At 54.1% G+C, this 20,576-nt stretch carries 19 protein-coding genes; 10 read left to right on the plus strand and 9 right to left on the minus strand.

What is annotated here, in order from left to right; all coding sequences use genetic code 11:
* Positions 1-67 precede the first annotated feature (67 nt).
* From cysB to acnA, 5 genes are all read left to right on the plus strand, one after another.
* Positions 68-1,042 (plus strand): HTH-type transcriptional regulator CysB, encoded by a 975-nt coding sequence (gene cysB / locus ACMWL8_RS01665; protein WP_028013403.1) that lies wholly within the window; start codon positions 68-70, stop codon positions 1,040-1,042.
* Positions 1,043-1,380: 338 nt separating this feature from the next.
* Complete coding sequence (locus ACMWL8_RS01670; protein ID WP_213743510.1) at positions 1,381-1,521, plus strand: YmiA family putative membrane protein; 141 nt, start codon at positions 1,381-1,383, stop codon at positions 1,519-1,521.
* Positions 1,522-1,523: 2 nt separating this feature from the next.
* On the plus strand, positions 1,524-1,694 hold the full coding sequence (locus ACMWL8_RS01675) for a hypothetical protein (RefSeq protein WP_032644881.1): 171 nt from the start codon (positions 1,524-1,526) through the stop codon (positions 1,692-1,694).
* Between the two features lie 137 nt (positions 1,695-1,831).
* Entirely contained in the window at positions 1,832-1,930 is a 99-nt protein-coding gene (ymiC, locus tag ACMWL8_RS01680) for a small membrane protein YmiC (protein WP_032644994.1), read from the plus strand.
* Positions 1,931-2,093: 163 nt separating this feature from the next.
* Positions 2,094-4,769, plus strand: coding sequence for an aconitate hydratase AcnA (gene acnA / locus ACMWL8_RS01685; protein WP_028013402.1), 2,676 nt, complete (start codon positions 2,094-2,096; stop codon positions 4,767-4,769).
* Positions 4,770-4,806: 37 nt separating this feature from the next.
* Here the strand turns inward: acnA and ribA are convergent, their stop codons facing one another.
* Complete coding sequence (gene ribA / locus ACMWL8_RS01690; protein WP_028013401.1) at positions 4,807-5,397, minus strand: GTP cyclohydrolase II; 591 nt, start codon at positions 5,395-5,397, stop codon at positions 4,807-4,809.
* Positions 5,398-5,594: 197 nt separating this feature from the next.
* On the opposite strand from ribA, the gene pgpB reads away from it, so the two are divergent.
* From pgpB to yciH, 5 genes are all read left to right on the plus strand, one after another.
* A complete protein-coding gene (gene pgpB / locus ACMWL8_RS01695; RefSeq protein WP_028013400.1) occupies positions 5,595-6,362 on the plus strand; it encodes a phosphatidylglycerophosphatase B in 768 nt (255 codons plus the stop codon).
* A gap of 148 nt (positions 6,363-6,510) precedes the next feature.
* Positions 6,511-6,819, plus strand: a complete 309-nt coding sequence (locus ACMWL8_RS01700) for a LapA family protein (protein ID WP_028013399.1) — start codon at positions 6,511-6,513, stop codon at positions 6,817-6,819.
* Positions 6,820-6,825: 6 nt separating this feature from the next.
* Positions 6,826-7,995 carry a lipopolysaccharide assembly protein LapB gene (lapB, locus tag ACMWL8_RS01705; RefSeq protein ID WP_041909646.1) on the plus strand — a complete coding sequence of 390 codons (1,170 nt, stop codon included), beginning with the start codon at positions 6,826-6,828 and terminating at the stop codon, positions 7,993-7,995.
* A 186-nt stretch (positions 7,996-8,181) separates the two neighbouring features.
* Entirely contained in the window at positions 8,182-8,922 is a 741-nt protein-coding gene (gene pyrF, locus ACMWL8_RS01710) for an orotidine-5'-phosphate decarboxylase (RefSeq protein ID WP_045260660.1), read from the plus strand.
* On the plus strand, positions 8,919-9,245 hold the full coding sequence (gene yciH, locus ACMWL8_RS01715) for a stress response translation initiation inhibitor YciH (protein WP_045260659.1): 327 nt from the start codon (positions 8,919-8,921) through the stop codon (positions 9,243-9,245). Before pyrF ends, yciH begins: the two co-directional genes overlap by 4 nt.
* Positions 9,246-9,349: 104 nt before the next feature.
* Here yciH and osmB read toward each other — a convergent pair whose 3' ends face one another.
* The 8 genes from osmB to ACMWL8_RS01755 form a co-directional block, all read right to left on the minus strand.
* A complete protein-coding gene (gene osmB / locus ACMWL8_RS01720; RefSeq protein WP_008501216.1) occupies positions 9,350-9,568 on the minus strand; it encodes an osmotically-inducible lipoprotein OsmB in 219 nt (72 codons plus the stop codon).
* Between the two features lie 261 nt (positions 9,569-9,829).
* Entirely contained in the window at positions 9,830-10,582 is a 753-nt protein-coding gene (locus tag ACMWL8_RS01725; RefSeq protein WP_041909650.1) for a DNA-binding transcriptional regulator YciT, read from the minus strand.
* 43 nt (positions 10,583-10,625) lie between these two features.
* The gene (locus ACMWL8_RS01730) at positions 10,626-10,808 is read right to left on the minus strand and encodes a hypothetical protein (RefSeq protein ID WP_045260688.1); all 183 of its coding nucleotides are present in this window, start codon (positions 10,806-10,808) and stop codon (positions 10,626-10,628) included.
* A 118-nt stretch (positions 10,809-10,926) separates the two neighbouring features.
* The gene (gene pdeR / locus ACMWL8_RS01735) at positions 10,927-12,918 is read right to left on the minus strand and encodes a cyclic di-GMP phosphodiesterase (protein ID WP_045260658.1); all 1,992 of its coding nucleotides are present in this window, start codon (positions 12,916-12,918) and stop codon (positions 10,927-10,929) included.
* 320 nt (positions 12,919-13,238) lie between these two features.
* Entirely contained in the window at positions 13,239-15,173 is a 1,935-nt protein-coding gene (locus ACMWL8_RS01740; RefSeq protein ID WP_045260657.1) for an exoribonuclease II, read from the minus strand.
* 88 nt (positions 15,174-15,261) lie between these two features.
* Entirely contained in the window at positions 15,262-16,248 is a 987-nt protein-coding gene (locus ACMWL8_RS01745) for a CMD domain-containing protein (protein WP_414751539.1), read from the minus strand.
* Between the two features lie 154 nt (positions 16,249-16,402).
* The gene (gene fabI, locus ACMWL8_RS01750; protein WP_003856831.1) at positions 16,403-17,191 is read right to left on the minus strand and encodes an enoyl-ACP reductase FabI; all 789 of its coding nucleotides are present in this window, start codon (positions 17,189-17,191) and stop codon (positions 16,403-16,405) included.
* Positions 17,192-17,461: 270 nt separating this feature from the next.
* Complete coding sequence (locus tag ACMWL8_RS01755) at positions 17,462-20,557, minus strand: multidrug efflux RND transporter permease subunit (RefSeq protein ID WP_045260655.1); 3,096 nt, start codon at positions 20,555-20,557, stop codon at positions 17,462-17,464.
* Between the last annotated feature and the right edge of the window lie 19 nt (positions 20,558-20,576).

Here is a 20,576-nt window from a genome sequence, read left to right on the forward strand (position 1 = left end):
TAACCCTTTTTTTATTATCAAATCGTCTTAAGCGATTGACCGCGTGCGCTAAATCGGATGGTCTGGCATGAAATTACAACAGCTTCGTTATATCGTTGAGGTGGTGAATCACAACCTTAATGTCTCTTCCACCGCCGAGGGGCTATATACCTCGCAACCGGGCATCAGCAAGCAGGTTCGCATGCTGGAGGATGAATTAGGTATTCAGATTTTCGCCCGCAGTGGTAAGCACCTTACCCAGGTGACGCCAGCGGGGCAGGAAATCATCCGTATTGCGCGGGAAGTCCTTTCCAAAGTCGATGCGATTAAGTCTGTGGCGGGGGAACATACCTGGCCGGATAAAGGCTCGCTGTATATTGCCACGACGCACACCCAGGCGCGCTATGCGCTACCGGGCGTTATCAAGGGCTTTATCGAGCGTTATCCGCGCGTCTCCCTGCATATGCACCAGGGATCGCCGACGCAAATTGCGGAGGCGGTGTCGAAGGGCAATGCAGATTTTGCCATCGCGACGGAAGCGCTCCATCTCTATGACGATCTGGTCATGCTGCCGTGCTATCACTGGAACCGCTCCATTGTGGTGACCCCGGATCATCCGCTGGCGGGCAAAGGGTCGGTGTCAATCGAAGAGCTGGCGCAATATCCTCTGGTCACTTACACGTTTGGCTTCACCGGACGATCTGAGCTTGATACCGCCTTCAACCGGGCCGGGTTAACGCCGCGGATAGTCTTTACCGCCACCGATGCCGACGTCATAAAGACCTATGTACGGCTTGGACTGGGGGTAGGGGTGATCGCCAGCATGGCGGTCGACCCGGTGTCAGACCCTGACCTGGTGCGTCTTGATGCGCATGATATTTTCAGCCACAGCACGACAAAAATTGGCTTCCGCCGCAGTACCTTCCTGCGAAGCTATATGTATGATTTTATTCAGCGCTTTGCACCGCATTTAACGCGTGACGTGGTGGATACCGCCGTGGCATTACGATCAAATGAAGATATCGAAGAGATGTTTAAAGATATCAAACTCCCCGAAAAATAATCACACCCGGTATCTTTCCCTGAGGGAAAGATACCGAAATATCGGCTTAAAGCTAAATTAGAATTATCATCATCTGCACTTCCCCTGACATATATTGTCATTATCCTTTTAATTTGTGTGGCTTTAATGTCGTGAATTGGCGACAAAAATAGAAACTAATTAACGGCTACGCAAATTTTTCTTTTCAAATATTTATTTCTGGTCAAAAGATTGAATATTTCATGCCTCTTGATGCGTAAATTCACTGGCTTTTCGGCTAAAGTTTCTTTAGGATTTATCTCAACAGATGATTAATTATACCAATTGTTTGGTCCTAAATGATAAGCGATATCGATTGTATGAGGTTAGCAATGCCTTCAGGAAGTGAAGAACCGCAAAGGGATCCTGCGCTCAAGCGTAAAGCCTGGCTGGCGGTCTTTCTCGTTTCCGCCCTGTTCTGGGTGATGGTTGCTCTCCTGGCCTGGAAATATTGGGGTTGAATATGGCAGTGACGGTACGTACAGAAACGGCAAAGCGGATGTGTCAGCATCATGACACTGTTCACAAGGGACGCAAAGCGCCTGCAACAGCAGTGCCAGCATCCTGGAAACTGACGCCGCAGCAGCAGGCTTTTATTGATGTGTTCGCGGAAGACGAACCCAAAAAACAATAATTTAGTTTATTGCGTAATGATGCAGTTAGTCTGAATAATGACTATGCGCCTTTGTACTCTTTAATAAATACACATCAGCAATATAGCACGAGGACCTGCCTCGGAACGTTTAATAAATAATGCCTGGTGTCCCTATGATGAATAACATGATGTCTCAAAAATACTGGTCATGGATCGGCGTTTTTACCCTGTCGATTCTGTTCTGGAGTCAGCTCATCTGGCTGGCCGTCCACTAAATCATAAAACCTCGCTGCGGCGGGGTTTTTTGTTTTACCCTCCTCTGGACCATTCCTAAATTTATCAATTTGGGTTGTTATCAAAACGTTACGACATCTTTGTGTTATCTTTAATTACGGCCCTGATGATTGTCAGGACATCTCTGTAATTAAGGAGGAGCTTATGTCGTTAACCCTACGCGAAGCCAGTAAGGACACGTTACAGGCAGAAAATAAAACCTGGCACTACTATAGCCTGCCGCTGGCTGCCAGAACGCTTGGGGACATTTCGCGTTTACCCAAGTCCTTGAAAGTTTTGCTGGAAAATCTCTTGCGCTGGCAGGACGGTGACTCCGTGACCCTCGACGATATTCAGGCGCTGGCAGGGTGGCTTAAGAATGCCCATGCCGACAGAGAAATTGCCTACCGCCCGGCAAGGGTCCTGATGCAAGACTTCACCGGCGTTCCTGCCGTGGTGGATCTCGCCGCCATGCGTGAGGCGGTTAAACGCCTCGGCGGCGATACGGCTAAAGTGAACCCGCTTTCACCCGTCGACCTCGTGATTGACCACTCCGTAACCGTTGACCACTTCGGTGATGACGATGCCTTTGGCGAGAACGTGCGTCTCGAGATGGAGCGAAATCACGAGCGTTATGTCTTCCTGAAGTGGGGTCAGCAGGCGTTCAGCCGCTTTAGCGTGGTTCCACCCGGCACCGGTATTTGTCACCAGGTTAACCTTGAATATCTCGGTAAAGCCGTCTGGAGTGAATTGCAGGACAAAGAGTGGGTGGCTTATCCGGACACACTGGTGGGTACAGATTCCCACACCACCATGATTAACGGCCTCGGCGTGCTGGGCTGGGGTGTCGGTGGTATCGAAGCGGAAGCCGCCATGCTCGGTCAGCCGGTCTCCATGCTTATCCCTGATGTCGTGGGCTTTAAGCTCACCGGGAAGTTGTCTGAAGGCATTACCGCCACCGATCTGGTGCTCACCGTTACCCAGATGCTGCGTAAGCATGGTGTGGTGGGAAAATTTGTTGAATTTTACGGTGACGGGCTGGATTCGCTGCCGCTGGCTGATCGCGCGACCATCGCCAACATGGCGCCAGAATATGGTGCAACCTGCGGATTTTTCCCCATTGATGACGTCACGCTGGAGTACATGCGCCTGAGCGGACGCAGCGAAGAGCAGGTGGCGCTGGTGGAGGCGTACACCAAAGCGCAGGGCATGTGGCGCAATCCGGGGGATGAGCCGGTATTTACCAGCACGCTTGCGCTTGACATGGGAAGCGTTGAGGCGAGCCTCGCCGGTCCGAAACGTCCGCAGGATCGCGTAGCGTTAAGCGACGTGCCAAAAGCGTTTGCCGCAAGCAACGAGCTGGAAGTTAACGTGGCGAAGAAGGACCATCGCCCAATCGACTATGTTCTGAACGGACATCAGTATCAGCTCCCGGACGGCGCGGTTGTCATAGCCGCCATTACCTCCTGCACCAACACCTCAAACCCCAGCGTATTAATGGCTGCCGGCCTGCTGGCTAAAAAAGCGGTTGAGCTGGGGCTGAAACCACAGCCCTGGGTAAAAGCCTCCCTGGCACCGGGCTCCAAAGTGGTCTCGGATTACCTGGCGCAGGCCAGGCTAACGCCGTATCTTGACGAGCTGGGCTTTAACCTCGTGGGCTATGGCTGTACCACCTGCATCGGTAACTCCGGCCCGCTGCCTGAACCTATTGAAACGGCAATCAAGCAGGGCGATCTGACGGTTGGCGCAGTCCTTTCCGGTAACCGTAACTTTGAAGGACGTATTCATCCGCTGGTGAAAACCAACTGGCTCGCTTCGCCGCCGCTGGTGGTGGCCTACGCGCTCGCCGGGAACATGAATATCAACCTGGCTACCGATCCTATTGGTCACGACCGCAAGAATGAGCCGGTCTATCTGAAAGATATCTGGCCGTCCTCACGTGAAATTGCGATGGCCGTTGAAAAGGTCTCCACCGAGATGTTCCGCAAAGAGTATGCGGAAGTGTTTGAAGGCACGCCGGAATGGAAAGCCATCAACGTTGTGGGCTCGGACACCTATGACTGGCAGGACGATTCCACCTATATCCGCCTGTCGCCATTCTTTGATGAAATGCTGGCCGAGCCTGCACCGCTTCAGGATATTCACGGGGCGCGCATACTGGCGATGCTGGGGGATTCCGTCACCACTGACCATATCTCTCCGGCGGGGAGCATCAAAGCCGACAGCCCGGCGGGCCGTTATCTGCAAAGCCGGGGCGTGGAGCGCCGCGATTTTAACTCCTACGGATCGCGCCGCGGTAACCATGAAGTGATGATGCGCGGGACGTTTGCCAACATCCGCATTCGTAACGAAATGGTTCCGGGCGTGGAAGGGGGGATGACGCGCCATCTTCCGGGGACGGAAGTCGTGTCGATTTATGACGCAGCCGTCAAATATCAGCAGGAAGGTACGCCGCTGGCGGTGATCGCCGGGAAAGAGTACGGTTCCGGCTCCAGTCGTGACTGGGCGGCGAAAGGTCCGCGACTGCTTGGCGTTCGCGTGGTCATCGCCGAGTCGTTTGAACGTATTCACCGCTCGAACCTGATTGGCATGGGGATCCTGCCGCTTGAGTTCCCGCAGGGCGTCACGCGCAAAACGCTGGGCCTGACGGGGGAAGAGCAGATTGATATTAGCGGCCTGCAAAACCTGCAGCCGGGCAAAACGGTGCCGGTGAAGCTTACGCGAGCAGACGGGAAAAGCGAGGTACTGGAATGCCGGTGTCGTATTGATACGGCAACCGAACTGACCTACTACCAGAACGACGGCATTTTACATTATGTGATTCGTAAAATGCTGGATTGATAAAAAAAACCCGGCATCTGTGCCGGGCTTTTTACTTTCACTCTTTCAGAAGATGGCCCATTTTGGCCGCCTTGGTATCAAGATAGTGGGCATTTTTCGGGTTGCGGCCGACAATCAGCGGTACACGCTCGACGATGTTGATCCCGGCTTCGGTGAGGATTTCCACCTTTTTGGGATTATTAGTCAGCAGGCGAACCTCGTCCACGCCCAGCAGCTTGAACATATCGGCGCAGAGGGTGAAATCACGTTCATCGGCGGCAAAACCGAGCTGGTGGTTGGCTTCCACCGTATCGTAGCCCTGGTCCTGCAGCGCGTAAGCGCGGATTTTATTCAGCAGACCAATGTTACGACCTTCCTGACGGTGATAGAGCAGCACGCCGCGGCCTTCTTCGGCAATATGGGTAAGGGCAGCTTCGAGCTGGAAACCGCAATCACAGCGCAGGCTGAACAACGCGTCGCCGGTCAGACACTCCGAATGGACGCGGGACAGCACCGGCGTCTGCCCTGAAATGTCGCCGTAGACCAGCGCGACATGATCCTGTCCGGTTGCCAGTTCTTCAAACCCCACCATCAGGAAATCGCCCCATGGGGTTGGCAGTTTGGCTTCTGCCACACGTTTAAGCTGCATGTGATTCTCCAGAGTAGGCTGACACGTTTCGTGCCTTGCGCCTGTTTTGCTTTCTGTATTTGTCCATTTTGCCACAAGCTCAGCACGTTCGCCTAATGGGCGCCATGCTATATGAACGTTAAACGCACGATCCGACATATCCACCCATCGAATGAATTTCAGTTATGATTGTGAGGCTTAGCGAAAAAGGAGAAGACATGCTTTCAATCGCCAGACGTACGGCAGCAGGCGCGGCCATTTTATTGATTATGCCTTTGGCCGTGTGGGTCTCCGGCTGGATGTGGCAGCCGGGGCAGAATGCCACGTGGCTGAAAACGTTATACTGGGTAACGGAGACGGTCACGCAGCCGTGGGGAATTATTACCCACGTTATCCTCTGCGGCTGGTTCTTGTGGTGCCTGCGCTTTCGACTGCGCGCAGCGTTGATGCTCTTTGCTATCCTCGGTGGCGCGATCGTTATTGGACAGGGCGTGAAGTCCTGGGTGAAGGATCACGTTCAGGAGCCAAGACCTTTTGTGGTCTGGCTGGAAAAAGCGCACCATGTTCCGGTGGATGAGTTCTACAATTTAAAGCGTAAAGATCGCGGCGCGCTGGTGAAAGAACAGCTTTCAGAACAGGAAGATATTCCAAAGTTCCTGCGTAAGCACTGGCAAAAAGAGACGGGATTCGCGTTTCCTTCCGGCCATACGATGTTTGCAGCCAGCTGGGCGTTGCTGGGCGTTGGGCTGCTTTGGCCTCGACGTCGCACCATGACCATCGCGATTTTACTGGTTTGGGCGACAGGGGTGATGGGCAGCCGCTTGCTGCTGGGGATGCACTGGCCGCGGGATCTGGTGGTCGCTACGCTGATCTCCTGGATGCTAGTGACGCTGGCAACCTGGCTTGCAGAACGGTTCTGCGGCCCGCTCACGCCACCGCCTGAAGAGAAAGAAGAGATCGCCGAAAGGGAGCAAAGCGACGCCTGACGGTTGATATTGTGCATTTTGCCCATAAATCCATGACGTGCGCGTTACTTTTTCCGTTTCGCGCCCGTCGCTAAAATGGTAGTTTATAAGGCTGATTGCGGTGAGTTGAACACACTTTATTCGCTTGAACCACATAACGGGAAGTAATGTGAAATATTTACTCATTTTCTTACTGGTATTGGCGATTTTTGTCATTTCAGTCACATTGGGTGCACAAAACGATCAACAGGTGACGTTTAACTATCTGCTGGCGCAGGGTGAGTATCGGGTCTCCAGCCTGCTGGCGGTCTTATTTGCTGCAGGCTTTGCCATCGGCTGGCTGGTTTGCGGTCTTTTCTGGTTGAAAGTTCGTGTTTCTCTTGCGCGCGCTGAACGTAAAATTAAACGACTTGAACAGCACATTGCGCCTGCGTCCGACATGCCGGAAAGTTCAGGTGTGCCGGTCGTGAAGGAATAATCGACTATGCTGGAGTTGTTGTTTCTGCTTTTGCCTGTAGCCGCAGCCTATGGCTGGTATATGGGCCGCAGAAGTGCGCAACAAACGAAACAGGATGAGGCTAACCGACTCTCCCGCGACTACGTTGCGGGGGTGAACTTCCTCCTGAGCAATCAGCAGGACAAAGCGGTAGACCTGTTCCTCGATATGCTGAAAGAGGATACGGGGACCGTCGAAGCCCACCTCACTCTCGGCAACCTGTTCCGCTCGCGCGGCGAGGTTGACCGCGCTATCCGTATCCACCAGACCCTGATGGAAAGCGCCTCCCTGACCTACGAACAACGTCTCCTGGCGGTACAACAGCTGGGCCGAGACTATATGGCCGCGGGGCTGTACGATCGCGCTGAAGATATGTTCACACAGCTGGTGGATGAGACGGATTTCCGTATCGGCGCGTTGCAGCAGTTACTGCAGATTTACCAGGCCACCAGCGACTGGCAGAAAGCCATTGATACGGCCGAACGTCTGGTGAAGCTGGGCAAAGACAAGCAGCGCGTTGAAATTGCGCATTTCTACTGCGAGCTTGCCCTTCAGCAGATGGGCAACGACGACATGGATAAAGCCATGGCGTTGCTCAAGAAAGGCGCCGCCGCAGACCGCAATAGCGCGCGTATCTCTATCATGATGGGGCGCGTTTTTATGGCCAGCGGCGACTACGCTAAAGCCGTTGAAAGCCTGATGCGGGTGATTGACCAGGACAAAGAGCTGGTCAGCGAAACGCTTGAAATGCTGCAAACCTGCTATCAGCAGCTGGACAAGCAGGAAGAGTGGGTGGCATTTCTGCGCCGTTGCGTGGAAGAGAATACCGGCGCGACCGCTGAGCTGATGCTCTCTGACGTGGTTGAGCAGTATGAGGGGAGCGACACCGCACAGGTTTATATTACCCGTCAGCTGCAGCGTCATCCCACGATGCGCGTATTCCACAAGCTGATGGACTACCATCTGAACGATGCGGAAGAAGGGCGCGCGAAAGAGAGTCTGATGGTACTGCGCGACATGGTTGGCGAGCAGGTGCGCAGCAAGCCGCGCTACCGTTGCCAGAAGTGTGGTTTTACCGCCTACACGCTCTACTGGCATTGTCCGTCCTGCCGGGCCTGGTCCACCATCAAGCCAATTCGCGGCCTGGATGGGCAGTAATTTTTTTAAAAGCCTTCATTTTAGTTACAACATACTGATGGCTTTTACCGCTTTCTCAACAGCGTGCGGCTTGCTGGCCTGGCAGGGGCATAAATGGATTCTGTCAATTTGCGGCGACGGCAGGTAGAATGCAGGCCGTTTATCTGTTCCGCGCCGCTGCGCGCCCATAGACGAAAAGGGCTGGTCATGACGTCTGTTACTTCCTCCACTTCCCGCGTTATTACGGATTCTCCTGTTGTTGTTGCGCTTGATTACAATAAGCGTGACGCAGCGCTGGCCTTTGTCGACGGTATCGATCCTCGCGATTGTCGTCTGAAAGTTGGTAAAGAGATGTTCACGCTGTTTGGACCGCAAATCGTCCGCGATCTGCAGCAGCGCGGTTTCGATGTCTTCCTCGATCTCAAATTCCATGATATCCCGAACACCACGGCGCACGCGGTTGCCGCCGCTGCGGAACTGGGTGTATGGATGGTCAACGTCCACGCGTCGGGCGGGGCGAGAATGATGACAGCCGCTCGCGAAGCACTCCTGCCGTTCGGCAACGATGCGCCATTACTGATTGCGGTTACCGTGCTGACCAGCATGGACGACAGCGACTTGCGCGACCTTGGTGTGACGTTGTCACCTGCCGGGCACGCCGAGCGTCTCGCGCGTCTGACGCAGAGCTGTGGTCTTGATGGCGTCGTTTGCTCCGCGCAGGAAGCGGTACGCTTTAAGTCAGAGTTGGGCAAAGATTTTAAACTGGTCACGCCAGGCATTCGTCCTGCTGGCAGCGACGTGGGCGATCAGCGACGCATTATGACGCCTGAGCAGGCGCTGGCAGCAGGCGTTGACTACATGGTTATCGGCCGGCCGGTGACGCAGTCTGCGAACCCGGCAGAGACGCTTAAGGCTATCAACGCATCACTGAAAAAGGGGGCGCAATGACTGATTCCAACAGTCGGCTGGTCTACTCGACGGAAAGCGGGCGCATAGACGAACCGAAAACGAAAGCAGAACGTCCGAAAGGTGACGGTATTGTTCGTATCCAGCGTCAGACCAGCGGGCGAAAAGGAAAGGGGGTCTGCCTGATCTCCGGGATTGATCTGGATGATGCGGAGCTGAACAAGCTGGCAGCAGAGTTGAAGAAAAAATGTGGCTGCGGCGGCGCCGTGAAGGACGGCATTATCGAAATTCAGGGTGATAAACGCGATTTTATTAAATCGCTGCTTGAAGCCAAAGGCATGAAAGTTAAACTGGCAGGCGGCTAAAATAAATAAGCCACGGCAAATGCCGTGGCTCGTGTTATATACGTGCGTTAGTCAGACCTGAAATGCGATGCTAAATCGCCTTAACGGGAAGGCTGATAGAATAATTATTTGCCAACCTGGTGACCGATAATACCACCGACAGCAGCGCCGCCTAATGTACCCAGCGTACTACCATCCGTTAATACTGCACCACCGAGCGCACCAGCACCGGCGCCAATTGCGGTGTTACGGTCACGTTTAGACCAGTTAGAGCACGCGCTCAGGGACATTGCTACAGTGATTGCCAGAACAGCGGCGGCTAATTTTTTGCTGGTTAAGGTCATAATACTTTCTCCTGAATTATCGATTCACGGAAAGATGTACACATTAAGTATAGTCAAAATGAATACTCAATTCTTTTTTCCGTGAAAGCTGGTCGCGCAGGCGTTACGTAATCACGCAGGTGATAGTCACTTCCTGTTATATCGCTAACATTAATTTTACGACTTTACGCCAGGTTAAACAGGTAAAAACTCTTAAAGGATGGATAGGAATCCTCTCAGACGAAGGGGGCATATGCGCCCGGAATACGGGCGCAAATGGACTCAGGCGGGCGTTTTAATAATATCGACAATGAGACCGTCATCTTCCAGTTTATTACGATGTTCGTCGCTTAACCTTTCGTCGGTAATTACGCGGCTAAAGCGTGAGGCTGGACCCATGGTGTAAGGATGGACGGCGCCAAATTTAGAGCTGTCGGTCAGCACAATGGCTTCACACTCTTTTTCCAGAACGGCATTCACAACGTCAGATCGCATCATATCCCGGCCGGTGAAGCCTGTCTCCGGCTGCCAGCCGTCAATACCGATAAACGCCTTACTGAAATGAACCTGCTGGACATACTGCCGGGTTAGCGGGCCTACCATGCTCTCACTTTTTTTCTGGTAAATGCCGCCCAGCAAAATCACCTCACAGCGCGTCTCTTTGAGCAAATGGGCGATATAGCTACTGACGGTGATGATGGTAACGTCTTTTTGTTCGGCGAGCGTACGTGCCAGAAGAGCGTTGCTGCTGCCGTTTTCAATAAAGACCGTCTCGCCAGGGTTTACCAGCGATGCAGCAAATTCTGCCAGTTCTCGTTTAAGCGCGTAGTTATTCATCATGCGCGTCTCAACGTCGTCGCTGTCCAGCGGCACGGCATAGCCATGCGCACGGCGCAGGTAGCTCTGTTTTTCCAGCAGATTAAGATCCTGACGGATGGTCACTTCTGAAACGCCGGTGGTTTTAGCCAGCTCAACGACGCTTACGCGCCCCTGATCGATGACCATCTGCAAAATGAGTTGTTGTCGGGAATTCATAGCATCCAATTAATAAAGCGAAACGAGGTCTGAGACAGTGGGTTTAGACTTCCCACGGCGCTTTAGGCTGTCGGTTTTCGGGGGCATTGTCAGCGCCATCCTGAGCGAGAAGTTCAGACTTCAGGATCTCGAGATTACGGATTGCAGAGTGATAATCACCCGCCACCAGGATATCCAGCACGGTATCAATACGTTGTGCTATAGCTTGTGGATCAATAGTAGACATCATCTCTCCCCAGGAGCGAAAAGTTAATAATTTCAATGATGCAGAAAATAGGTTCAAAAGAGAAGGGAAAAAACGCCATAACGAAATTACCTATACGAAAGTGAACCTCTGTATGACGTTAACGTTGTTGTCGCGCTTGATATCGTTTTAGCCAGCGCTCGAATGCGGCAGCGGGCATCGGCTTAGCGAAAAGAAAACCCTGCCGTTCGTTGACGCCGTTTTTGGTCAGAAAGGCATCTTCTTTTGCGTTCTCCACCCCTTCGGCAATCACCTGCAGGTTTAACGCCTGCGCCACTGCGACAATGGCGCGTACCAAAGACTGGGAGACAGAGTGCTTATGAATATCTCTGACAAAAGCCTGATCGAGTTTAATGGCATCAATAGGAAAACGCGCCAGCTGGGAAAGGGAAGAGTAGCCGGTACCGAAATCGTCCAGATGAATTTGTGCCCCGAGCCGACTGAATTGCTGGATCACCGAGAGCGCCAGCTCTTCGTTTTCGATAAGACAGCTTTCGGTTAACTCAACGTCGATAGGGCAGTACTCAAAATGCAGATCCTTAAGCGCCTGCTTTAGCTCGCTGAAAATCGTCTGGTCGGCCAACTGACGTGCAGAGACGTTCACGGCCACGCGCAGGTTAATTCCCTTGTCACGCCATTTTGCCACCTGGCGAACCACATCAAGCATCACCCAGCGACCCAGCGGCACAATCAAACCGGACTCCTCGGCATAAGAGATAAATTCCAGAGGGGGGATCAGCCCGCGCTCGGGCGACTGCCAGCGGACCAGCGCTTCAAGGCTTCGGACTTCGCCGCGCCAGGTCATTTTCGGCTGGTAGTGGATCAGGAGCTGATCGTTATCCAGCGCTTTACGCAGGTTGGTGTCCAGCCACAGGTACTCAAACACGCGCTGGTTCATCTCGGGGGAGAAGACGCAGAATTTGCCACGGCCATTCTCCTTGGCGGTGTACATGGCGATGTCGGCATTGCGAATCACGCTTTCCCGATCGTTCCCATGCTGCGGCGCGAGGGCGATTCCCAGGGAGCAACCGGTGTAAACCTCAATGAGACCGATTCTGAACGGCTGGCGCAGGCGGGTCAGAATACGCGACGCCATCGCTTCCAGCGAGCCCTGAGAGGTATTGGTGGCCATAACGATAAACTCATCGCCGCCGAGCCGCGCTAAAACCTGCTCCTCATCCAGACAACTCAGAAGGGCAAGTGCAACCGCCTGCAGGAGCTGATCGCCGAACATATGCCCGTAGGCATCGTTAACCTTTTTGAAGTTATCGAGGTCGAGGTACACCACGCCAACCTGCGTGTCGCCGCGGCTATTGATGGCGTCTGAAATCAGCTCATGGATCGCATTGCGGTTGGGCAGGCCGGTGATGGTATCGGTATTGGCCAGCACGCGCAGGCGCTCCTGTGCACGCCGTTCTTCGGTAATGTCGGTCCCGGAGCAGATAAGGAAAATTTCATTTTTACCGCTGCCGCTGTGAACGAATTTATTTCTGAACAGAAACAAGCGTTGCCCTTTTCGCGTTTTAATCCAGCGTTCGACTTCGTAGGAGCTGCCGTTGCGAAAGAAACCCGCAATGTTGCGCTTCGAGGCTGCCGCTTCGCTGCGGCTCATGAACAGTTCAAACACGTTTTGACCAATGACTTCATGTTCTTTCAGACCGGTATACTCTTCGCTCAGACGGTTAAAGCGCTGAATATTGCCGTTTTGATCGAGAATGACAATGACGGAATTCGCTTCAGAAACAACCTGTTCCGCAAAGGAGAGTCCCTGAGCCAGATCGCGTGCCACGGAGGGCGTATCGTTCCAGGCGGAAGCCGTTCCGGCCCACTCGTTTCGGGTGATTTTGCGTCCGACAAGATGGACGGGAACTTGCTCGCCGTAAAGAGAGAGGTTCAGGGAAATGCTGGTGGTCATTACCGTTAGCTGACGGATCTGTGCGGCCTGTTCATCATCCAGTACGATCTCCTGAGTCACGTCAGCATTTTCGCTGGCGGCAAGGTGCAGAGCGTTGCTGTCAGCCGACAATCGCCACCACGGGCTGTGAGTACCCATGTAACGAAACAGCAAATTTTGCTCAAGTTCGTCGATCATGATTTCTCCCGCCGCGACGCATTAGCGAACAAATTATTCATTAGTCGTCGACTTTTCCGTTGAAAATAGCGGCAAAGCCGCAGTGAAGGTATTGTTTTTCAGAGCTTTTTTATAATAAAACGCATCAGGCAGATAAAAATGCTGAGCGTATAAAATCCACGTGCCCGAACAGGGCAACACTCTTTAACTGTAGATAATTATGGCTGTTTTGGGCGGGCTGGGGCGGAAAAAGTAAGAAAAATGATGCTTTTGCGAGGGGAAAGACAGGGAGAAAATTGTCGGCCTTTCTGAACGGAAATGACCGACAATTGAGCAGGTTATCAGGCGACAGGGCGCGCAATAATACTGCGGGTTTCCATGCGAACTTCAGCGATAGTTACATCAATCACGTCAGTGACTTTGTAAACCGTCTCGCCTTTAATTTGCACGGTGCCGCTTTCCTGACTGCAGACCAGTTCGTCACGAACGGCGTGCAGGAACGGGGCAGGGATAAAGGCGACCGCACCGTTATCCACCAGACGTACGCGCATTCCCCCGCGGCTGATATCAATAATTTCTGCCGCGAAGCGGGTATCGGTACCGGCTTTATCCTGCAGGAAGCGCGCGTATAGCCAGTCTCCAACGTCACGTTCCGCCATGCGGTTCAGACGGCGACGCTCGGCCATCTGTAGGGTGGTGTCGTCCTGTGGACGGGCAATGGTTTCGCCCTTAATAATCGCTTTCAGCAGGCGATGGTTAACCATATCGCCATACTTACGGATCGGGGAGGTCCAGGTGGCGTAGGCTTCCAGACCGAGGCCAAAGTGCGGGCCTGGCTCGGTGCTGATTTCCGCGAAGGACTGGAAGCGGCGAATACGGCTATCCAGGAAACCGGACGGCTGAGCGTCCAGCTCGCGGCGAAGCTTGCAGAAGCCCGGCAGTGTCAGCACTTCTTCCGGATCAACATGCACATCGTGATTCTTCAGCAGGGCCGCGAGCGCTTCGGTATTGGCCGGATCGAATCCGGTATGAACGTTGTAAATACCGAAGCCCAGCCTGTCGCGCAGCACGCGCGCGGCACAGATGTTGGCGGAAATCATCGCTTCTTCGACGATGCGGTTAGCAATGCGTCGCGGCTCGGCCACGATATCCAGCACTTCGCCTTTTTCACCGAGAACAAAACGATAATCCGGACGATCCTTGAAGACCAGGGCGTGAGTCTTACGCCACTCGCCGCGGTTCAGGCAGATGCGGTGCAGCAGACGAATCTGTGCTGCGATAGCATCGGATTCAGGTTTCCAGCTGCCGGTGTTTTCCAGCCAGTCGGAGACATTGTCATAGGCCAGCTTGGCTTTGGATTCGATGGTGGCGGCAAAGAATTCGATATCGTCTTCAATCGTGCCATCTGCGGCAATGGTCATGCGGCAGGCGAGAACCGGGCGCACCTCATTTGGACGCAGCGAGCAGAGGTCGTCAGACAGTTCGCGCGGCAGCATCGGGATGTTAAAGCCCGGCAGGTAGTTGGTGAACGCGCGGATTTTCGCCGTTTCGTCCAGCTTGCTGCCTTCCACAATCCAGGCGGTTGGATCGGCAATGGCGACGGTCAAATGCAGTTTGCCATCGGCGCTCTCTTCAGCGTAGAGCGCATCGTCCATATCTTCTGTGCTGGCGCTGTCGATGGTGACAAACTCCAGCGCGGTAAGATCGCGGCGCGCCAGGCCTTCATCCTGCATCTCAGTTGCCACGCCGTTCGGCGCTTCTTTTTCAAGATTATGGCGCGCCAGCGTGACCCACCACGGGACGAAATGGTCGTCGCCAAAGGTGATGAACTGAGTCAGTTCAGCATAGAAACCGCGGTCGCCTTTCAGAGGATGACGGCGCATTTCTGCTACGGCCCAGTCACCTTCTTTAAAATCATGCTCAACGCCGCGGGCGGCGCGGCAGGGAATGGCATCTTTCAGCAGGGGGTGATCCGGCACGACAGAAAGACGATCGTCCTTTCTCTGCACTTTGCCCACAAAGCGGGTCAGGAACGGCTCGATCAGTTCTTCCGGCTCGGCGGATTCACGTTCCTTCTCGGTATGGATGACGGCCATGACGCGATCGCCATGCATCACTTTCTTCATCTGCGGTGGCGGAATGAAGTAGCTTTTCTGCGCGTCAACTTCAAGGAAGCCAAAGCCCTTTTCCGTGGCTTTCACGACCCCTTCTGCACGCGGCGTCTGGGAATGCAGTTGCTGTTTAAGCTGCGCTAGCAGCGGGTTGTCCTGAAACATAATGTTCTATTTTCGTAGCCATTGAGCGGCTGACAGTTTTACGCGATTCTCACTGCTACAGCAAGCGCTCTTTGGGGAAAGAGTGTGGTTATTCCGCTTTGCCGGACGCGACTTTTAGTCGATTGATCCAGCCCTCCAGCGCGCATTGGCTGAGCAGGTTGATCGCCTGAACGGCAGTAAGTCCTTCTTCCGTGAGCGGGGTAAATTGTGCGGCGCTGAAGCGGTCCGGCGAGCGTGTCAGCAATTCGGCTGCTGCCGAAAGCGCCGGAGGAGGCAGCGAAACCGTTTCCCGGCTGTTTATCAGGATCTCCCCCATCAGATCGAGCAAGGTCGGTTCATGGCACAGGACCGGCGTCAGCGCGTCAAGCGCGGGCTCTGCCTGCCAGCGGGAGAGGGACTCAAGCTGATGCGCACTGGCATAGCGAAGCTCGACCACGGGCAGAAGCGAGATCCACGCGTCGGAGGACGTTGGCAGGGTGTGCGGCTGAATATGATGGCCCGGCAGCCTGCGGACGGGATGGCCGAGCAGTGCCTGAAAGACGGCGACCACGCGCGCCTGAAAACCGATAAAGCCGATTATCTGGTTAATCACCACAACGTCATAGATAGACAGACCTACCTCATCAAGCTGGTTTCGCGCCTTATCATCAATGACGTCAGGTGAGCTGGCGAGCTGGCGGGCGTACTGCGTGATTTGCGCCAGCCGTCGGTTACTTTCGCGGGAGGAGTCAGGGCCCGGCAGCGGGGCGAGGAGGGCGGCGTAGTGATTGCACAGCCGCTGAACGCCACAGGCCTGCGCCACCGTCAGCGCGGTACTTAACCGATCGTAGGCGCTAAGCGTTCGCAGGCGGTTTACGGGAAGTGAGAGCGGGAACAGCTGGTGACATAAGGATCTGGCAGGAGCGAGCCAGCCGGTACAGGCGGCGACAATCTCATCTGGCAGGGCTAAATCGAGCAAAAAACGATCGTCGACGTTAGCGGCTTCGGGCACCAGGGGCAGCACATCCGGCTGCGCGTGATTTGACTGGGTTTCGTGATACCAGTGGCCTTTGCCGGAAAAACGGCGTTGTTCCATGGGCGTTCCTTGATCTCAAAATGGCGATCAATATCCTGGCGTAAGGCAGATAAAGGGAAAAATATTGTTAGGTGATAACAAATAGCAGAACGGAATAACGAAGGGGAGTGCGGAGGGGGAAAGCTCTCTTCCCGTGCGGGAAGAGAGCCACAGCTTATTTAATTTCCAGCTCGTTCATTGCAGCGATGTTGAAGCCGCCGTCAACGTGAACCACTTCGCCGGAGATACCTGCGGAAAGGTCAGAGCACAGGAATGCAGCAGAGTTACCCACATCTTCAATGGTAACGGTACGACGAATCGGGGTAACCGCTTCGCAGTGTGCCAGCATTTTACGGAAATCTTTGATGCCGGACGCCGCCAGGGTGCGAATAGGGCCAGCAGAGATGGCGTTAACGCGCACGCCTTCTGGACCCATTGCGTTCGCCATGTAGCGCACGTTGGCTTCCAGAGATGCTTTCGCCAGGCCCATAACGTTGTAGTTAGGGATAGCACGCTCTGCGCCCAGGTAGGACAGGGTCAGCAGCGCTGCGCCCGGGTTCAGCATTGCGCGACAAGATTTCGCCATTGCAACGAAGCTGTAGGAGCTGATGTCGTGCGCGATTTTAAAGCCATCACGGGTTACCGCGTTCACGTAGTCGCCGTCCAGCTGGTCGCCAGGAGCGAAGCCGATGGAGTGAACGAAACCGTCGAATTTCGGCCATGCTTTTGCCAGTTCAGCAAACATGCCGTCGATGCTTTCGTCTTGTGCAACGTCACATTCCAGAACAATGCTGGAACCCAGCTGCGCGGCAAACTCTTCAACACGGCCTTTCAGCTTGTCGTTCTGGTAGGTGAACGCCAGCTCAGCGCCTTCGCGATGCATTGCCTGTGCGATGCCGTATGCGATGGACAGTTTGCTGGCAACGCCAGTCACCAGAATGCGCTTACCGGAAAGAAAACCCATAGCTTTAATCCTTATATTCATTGCTAATTTTGCCTTGTAATTCATAGCGTTACAGGCAGTATTTCAAAATCATTCGAAATTAGCTCGAAATTATAGCCCACTCACGGCCCCTTGTGTCACGATATTTCTCGTCGATCTCCGAAGAGGAATGCCCCAAAAGGTGAGGCGCGGGCTGGCGGGGGCTCAAAATTTCAGCATTCGTCCAGTATATCACCCGGCAGCAGCTTCGCCTCATCCAACCAGCAAGGTTCCGCGATCCATCAGCGGTATTCACACTTTCCTGGCGTTTTCAACGAAACGCGCAACGACAATAAAGAATACCGGGACGAAAAAGATCGCGAGAAGCGTGCCGCTGATCATGCCGCCAAACACCCCGGTGCCGATAGCGTGCTGCGTGCTGTCACTCGCGCCACGCGCCAGCATCAATGGCACCACGCCTAACGTAAAGGCTAACGATGTCATCAGAATAGGGCGCAGACGCTGGCTTGCGGCCTGTATCGTAGCCGCCAGCAGGGGTTGTCCTTCCCGGTGGAGCTGCCTTGCAAACTCGACAATCAGAATGGCGTTCTTGGCGGAAAGGCCTATCAGGGTGATAAGACCGACCTTAAAGAAAACATCATTCGTCATGCCCGCAACGGAGACGGCAACCACCGCACCGATAAGCCCCAGGGGAACGACCAGCATGACCGCAAAGGGAATTGACCAGCTCTCATACAGGGCGGCGAGCACCATGAACACGACCAGTATCGACAGAACGATCAGACCCGGGAGCTGAGATTCGGATTTTCTCTCCTGCAATGAGCTCCCGGCCCACTCGCCGGCCATCCCCTGCGGTAAATCCCGTGACAACGTCTCCATGGCCTTCATTGCAGTGCCGCTGGATTTGCCTGGGGCCGCACTGCCGGTAATGCGGATAGCAGAATATCCCTGATAACGCGTCAACTGCTGCGGCGCAACGTTCCAGGAAAGCGTCGTAAACGTAGATACTGGCACCATCTGCCCCATACGGTTTTTTACCGATAATTTCAGGATCTGCTCAGGCTGCATGCGGTAAGGGGCGTCGGCCTGAATAATGACCTGCTGAACACGGCCCTTGTTCGTGTAGTCATTAACGTAGTTCGACCCCATGGTGACCGAGAGCGTCTGGTTGATTTCATCAAATGAAACGCCCAGCGCTTCCGCTTTTTCCCGGTCAATCTGAAGGGCCAGGCTTGTTCCTTCCGGCAGACCGTCTATATACACGTCACTCAGTTCAGGACGTTGATTAGCTTTCACAACCAGCGCATCGGCCGCTCTCTTTAACGCCTCGTAGCCCAGTCCCGCCCTGTCCTGCACGTACCAGGTGAAGCCCGAGGAGGTGCCCATATCCGAAATGGCCGGCGGGAGAAGGCTCATCGTGACGGCATCAGAGACGTTAGCCATGCTGGCCTGTATATGGTCGGCTTCATTCTGTGCGGTCGTACCCTGCCGATCTTTCCAGTCCTTCAGCGTGGTGAAGGCCATGGCCGAATTCGGTCCCGAGCCTGAAAACCCAAATCCCAGAATCATAATGTTGCTTTCAATATCCGGCCGGGCCGCAATTTCCTCTTCAAATTTTTTAACCACTCTCAGGGTGCGCTGCATTGTGGCATCGGAAGGCAGCTGAATTGAGGACATAAAATAGCCCTGATCTTCATCCGGAAGAAAGGACGAGGGCAGCGAAGAAAGCCCCAAACATAGGGCAGCACATAGCGCAACGTACAACAGCAGCATCCGCCCGGTACGTCTCAGCACCGCGCCCAGCCCGGATTCGTACCACGTCGTGAGGGTACGAAAGCGGGCGTTAAACCCTGCTGCGAACCTGCCACCAACGTGCTTTGCTGCGCTGTGAGGCTTAAGTAGCGTCGCGCATAGCGCGGGGGTAAGCGTGAGGGCAAGAAATGCCGACAACAGTATGGAGACCGCCATGGAAATACAAAATTGTCGATAAATAATCCCGACGGATCCTTCGGCGAAACCCATGGGAATAAAGACGGCGGTAAGCACCAGCGTGATCCCGATAATTGCCGGCGTGATTTCATTCATGGCCTCCCGGGTCGCGTCGCGCGGAGAGCGTTGTTTTTCTTCCATCAGGCGCTCGACGTTCTCCACGACCACAATAGCGTCATCTACGATAATCCCTATCGCCAGAACCATGCCGAACATGGTCAGAATATTGATGGAGTATCCACTCAATAGCATCACCGTGAAGGTGCCAAGCAGTGCGACGGGGGCAACAATCGCCGGGATAAGCGTACAGCGTATCTTATGCAGAAACAGCAGCATTACGAGGAAGACCAGAACCATCGCTTCCACAAATGTCTGCACCACCTTCATGATGGAGAGCTTCACAAAAGGCGCGGTATCGAAGGGAACCGTAAACGTCATTCCTTCCGGCAACACCTGAGAAAGTTCGTCGATGCGTGCGCGTACGCCTGCAGCCGTGCTCATCGCATTGGCGCCAGGCGATAGCTGGACTGCCGCAGCCGTTGCGGGAACCCCATTTTCGCGGATACCGAAAGCGTAGCTTTGCAGGCCGGACTCAATGCGCGCGACGTCGGACAGCTTCAGCCTTGCGCCGGACGCCTCTGATTTCAGAGTTATATTACTGAAAGCCTCTACGGAAGTGAGTTGCCCCTTCACGGTGATCGGATACGTTACGCCTTGCCCTTCAGATGCTGGTTCATCTCCCGTTTTGCCGGGCGAAACCAGGGCATTTTGCTGGCCAACGGCGGTAAGCACCTCGCTCACCGAAAGTCCGTAGCTATGAAGCTTCATCGGGTCCAGCCAGATGCGCAACGCTTTTTCGCCACCAAACAGCTGAATTTTCCCTACTCCAGGTACGCGGCGAAGCTCGTCGCTGACATGCCGGGCAAAGTAATCGCTTAAATCGGCTTCCTCAAATTTACCGGTTGCGGACTTCAGCCCCACCATCATTAAAAAACCGGAATTGGCCGCCTCGACGTTGATGCCATTTTGCCTGACCGCCTGTGGCAAACGCGGCTCCACAATTTTAATCTGGTTCTGAAGGTCCATCTGCGCCAGCTTGATGTCCGTGCCGGGCTTAAACGTCACGGTAATAGACGCAGAACCGGTTGTGTCACTGGATGATTCGAAGTAAAGCAAATTATCGACGCCAGATATTTCGCGCTCAAGTAACGACACCACCGACGTATTCATAATATCGGGGCTGGCGCCCGGGTAGGTAACAGAAATAATAATCCCAGGCGGTGCCACCGCCGGATACTGCGCAACCGGCAGCCGCGGGATAGACAATACGCCCGCCAGGACGATAAAAAGCGCCACGACCCAGGCGAAAATGGGACGTTCAATAAAGAAATGAGGCATTAATTTAACTTCCAGATAC

The sequence above is a fragment of the Enterobacter sp. 04-C-12-SI-ECC genome, from assembly GCF_047530715.1.
Taxonomy (GTDB): Bacteria; Pseudomonadota; Gammaproteobacteria; order Enterobacterales; family Enterobacteriaceae; genus Enterobacter; species Enterobacter bugandensis.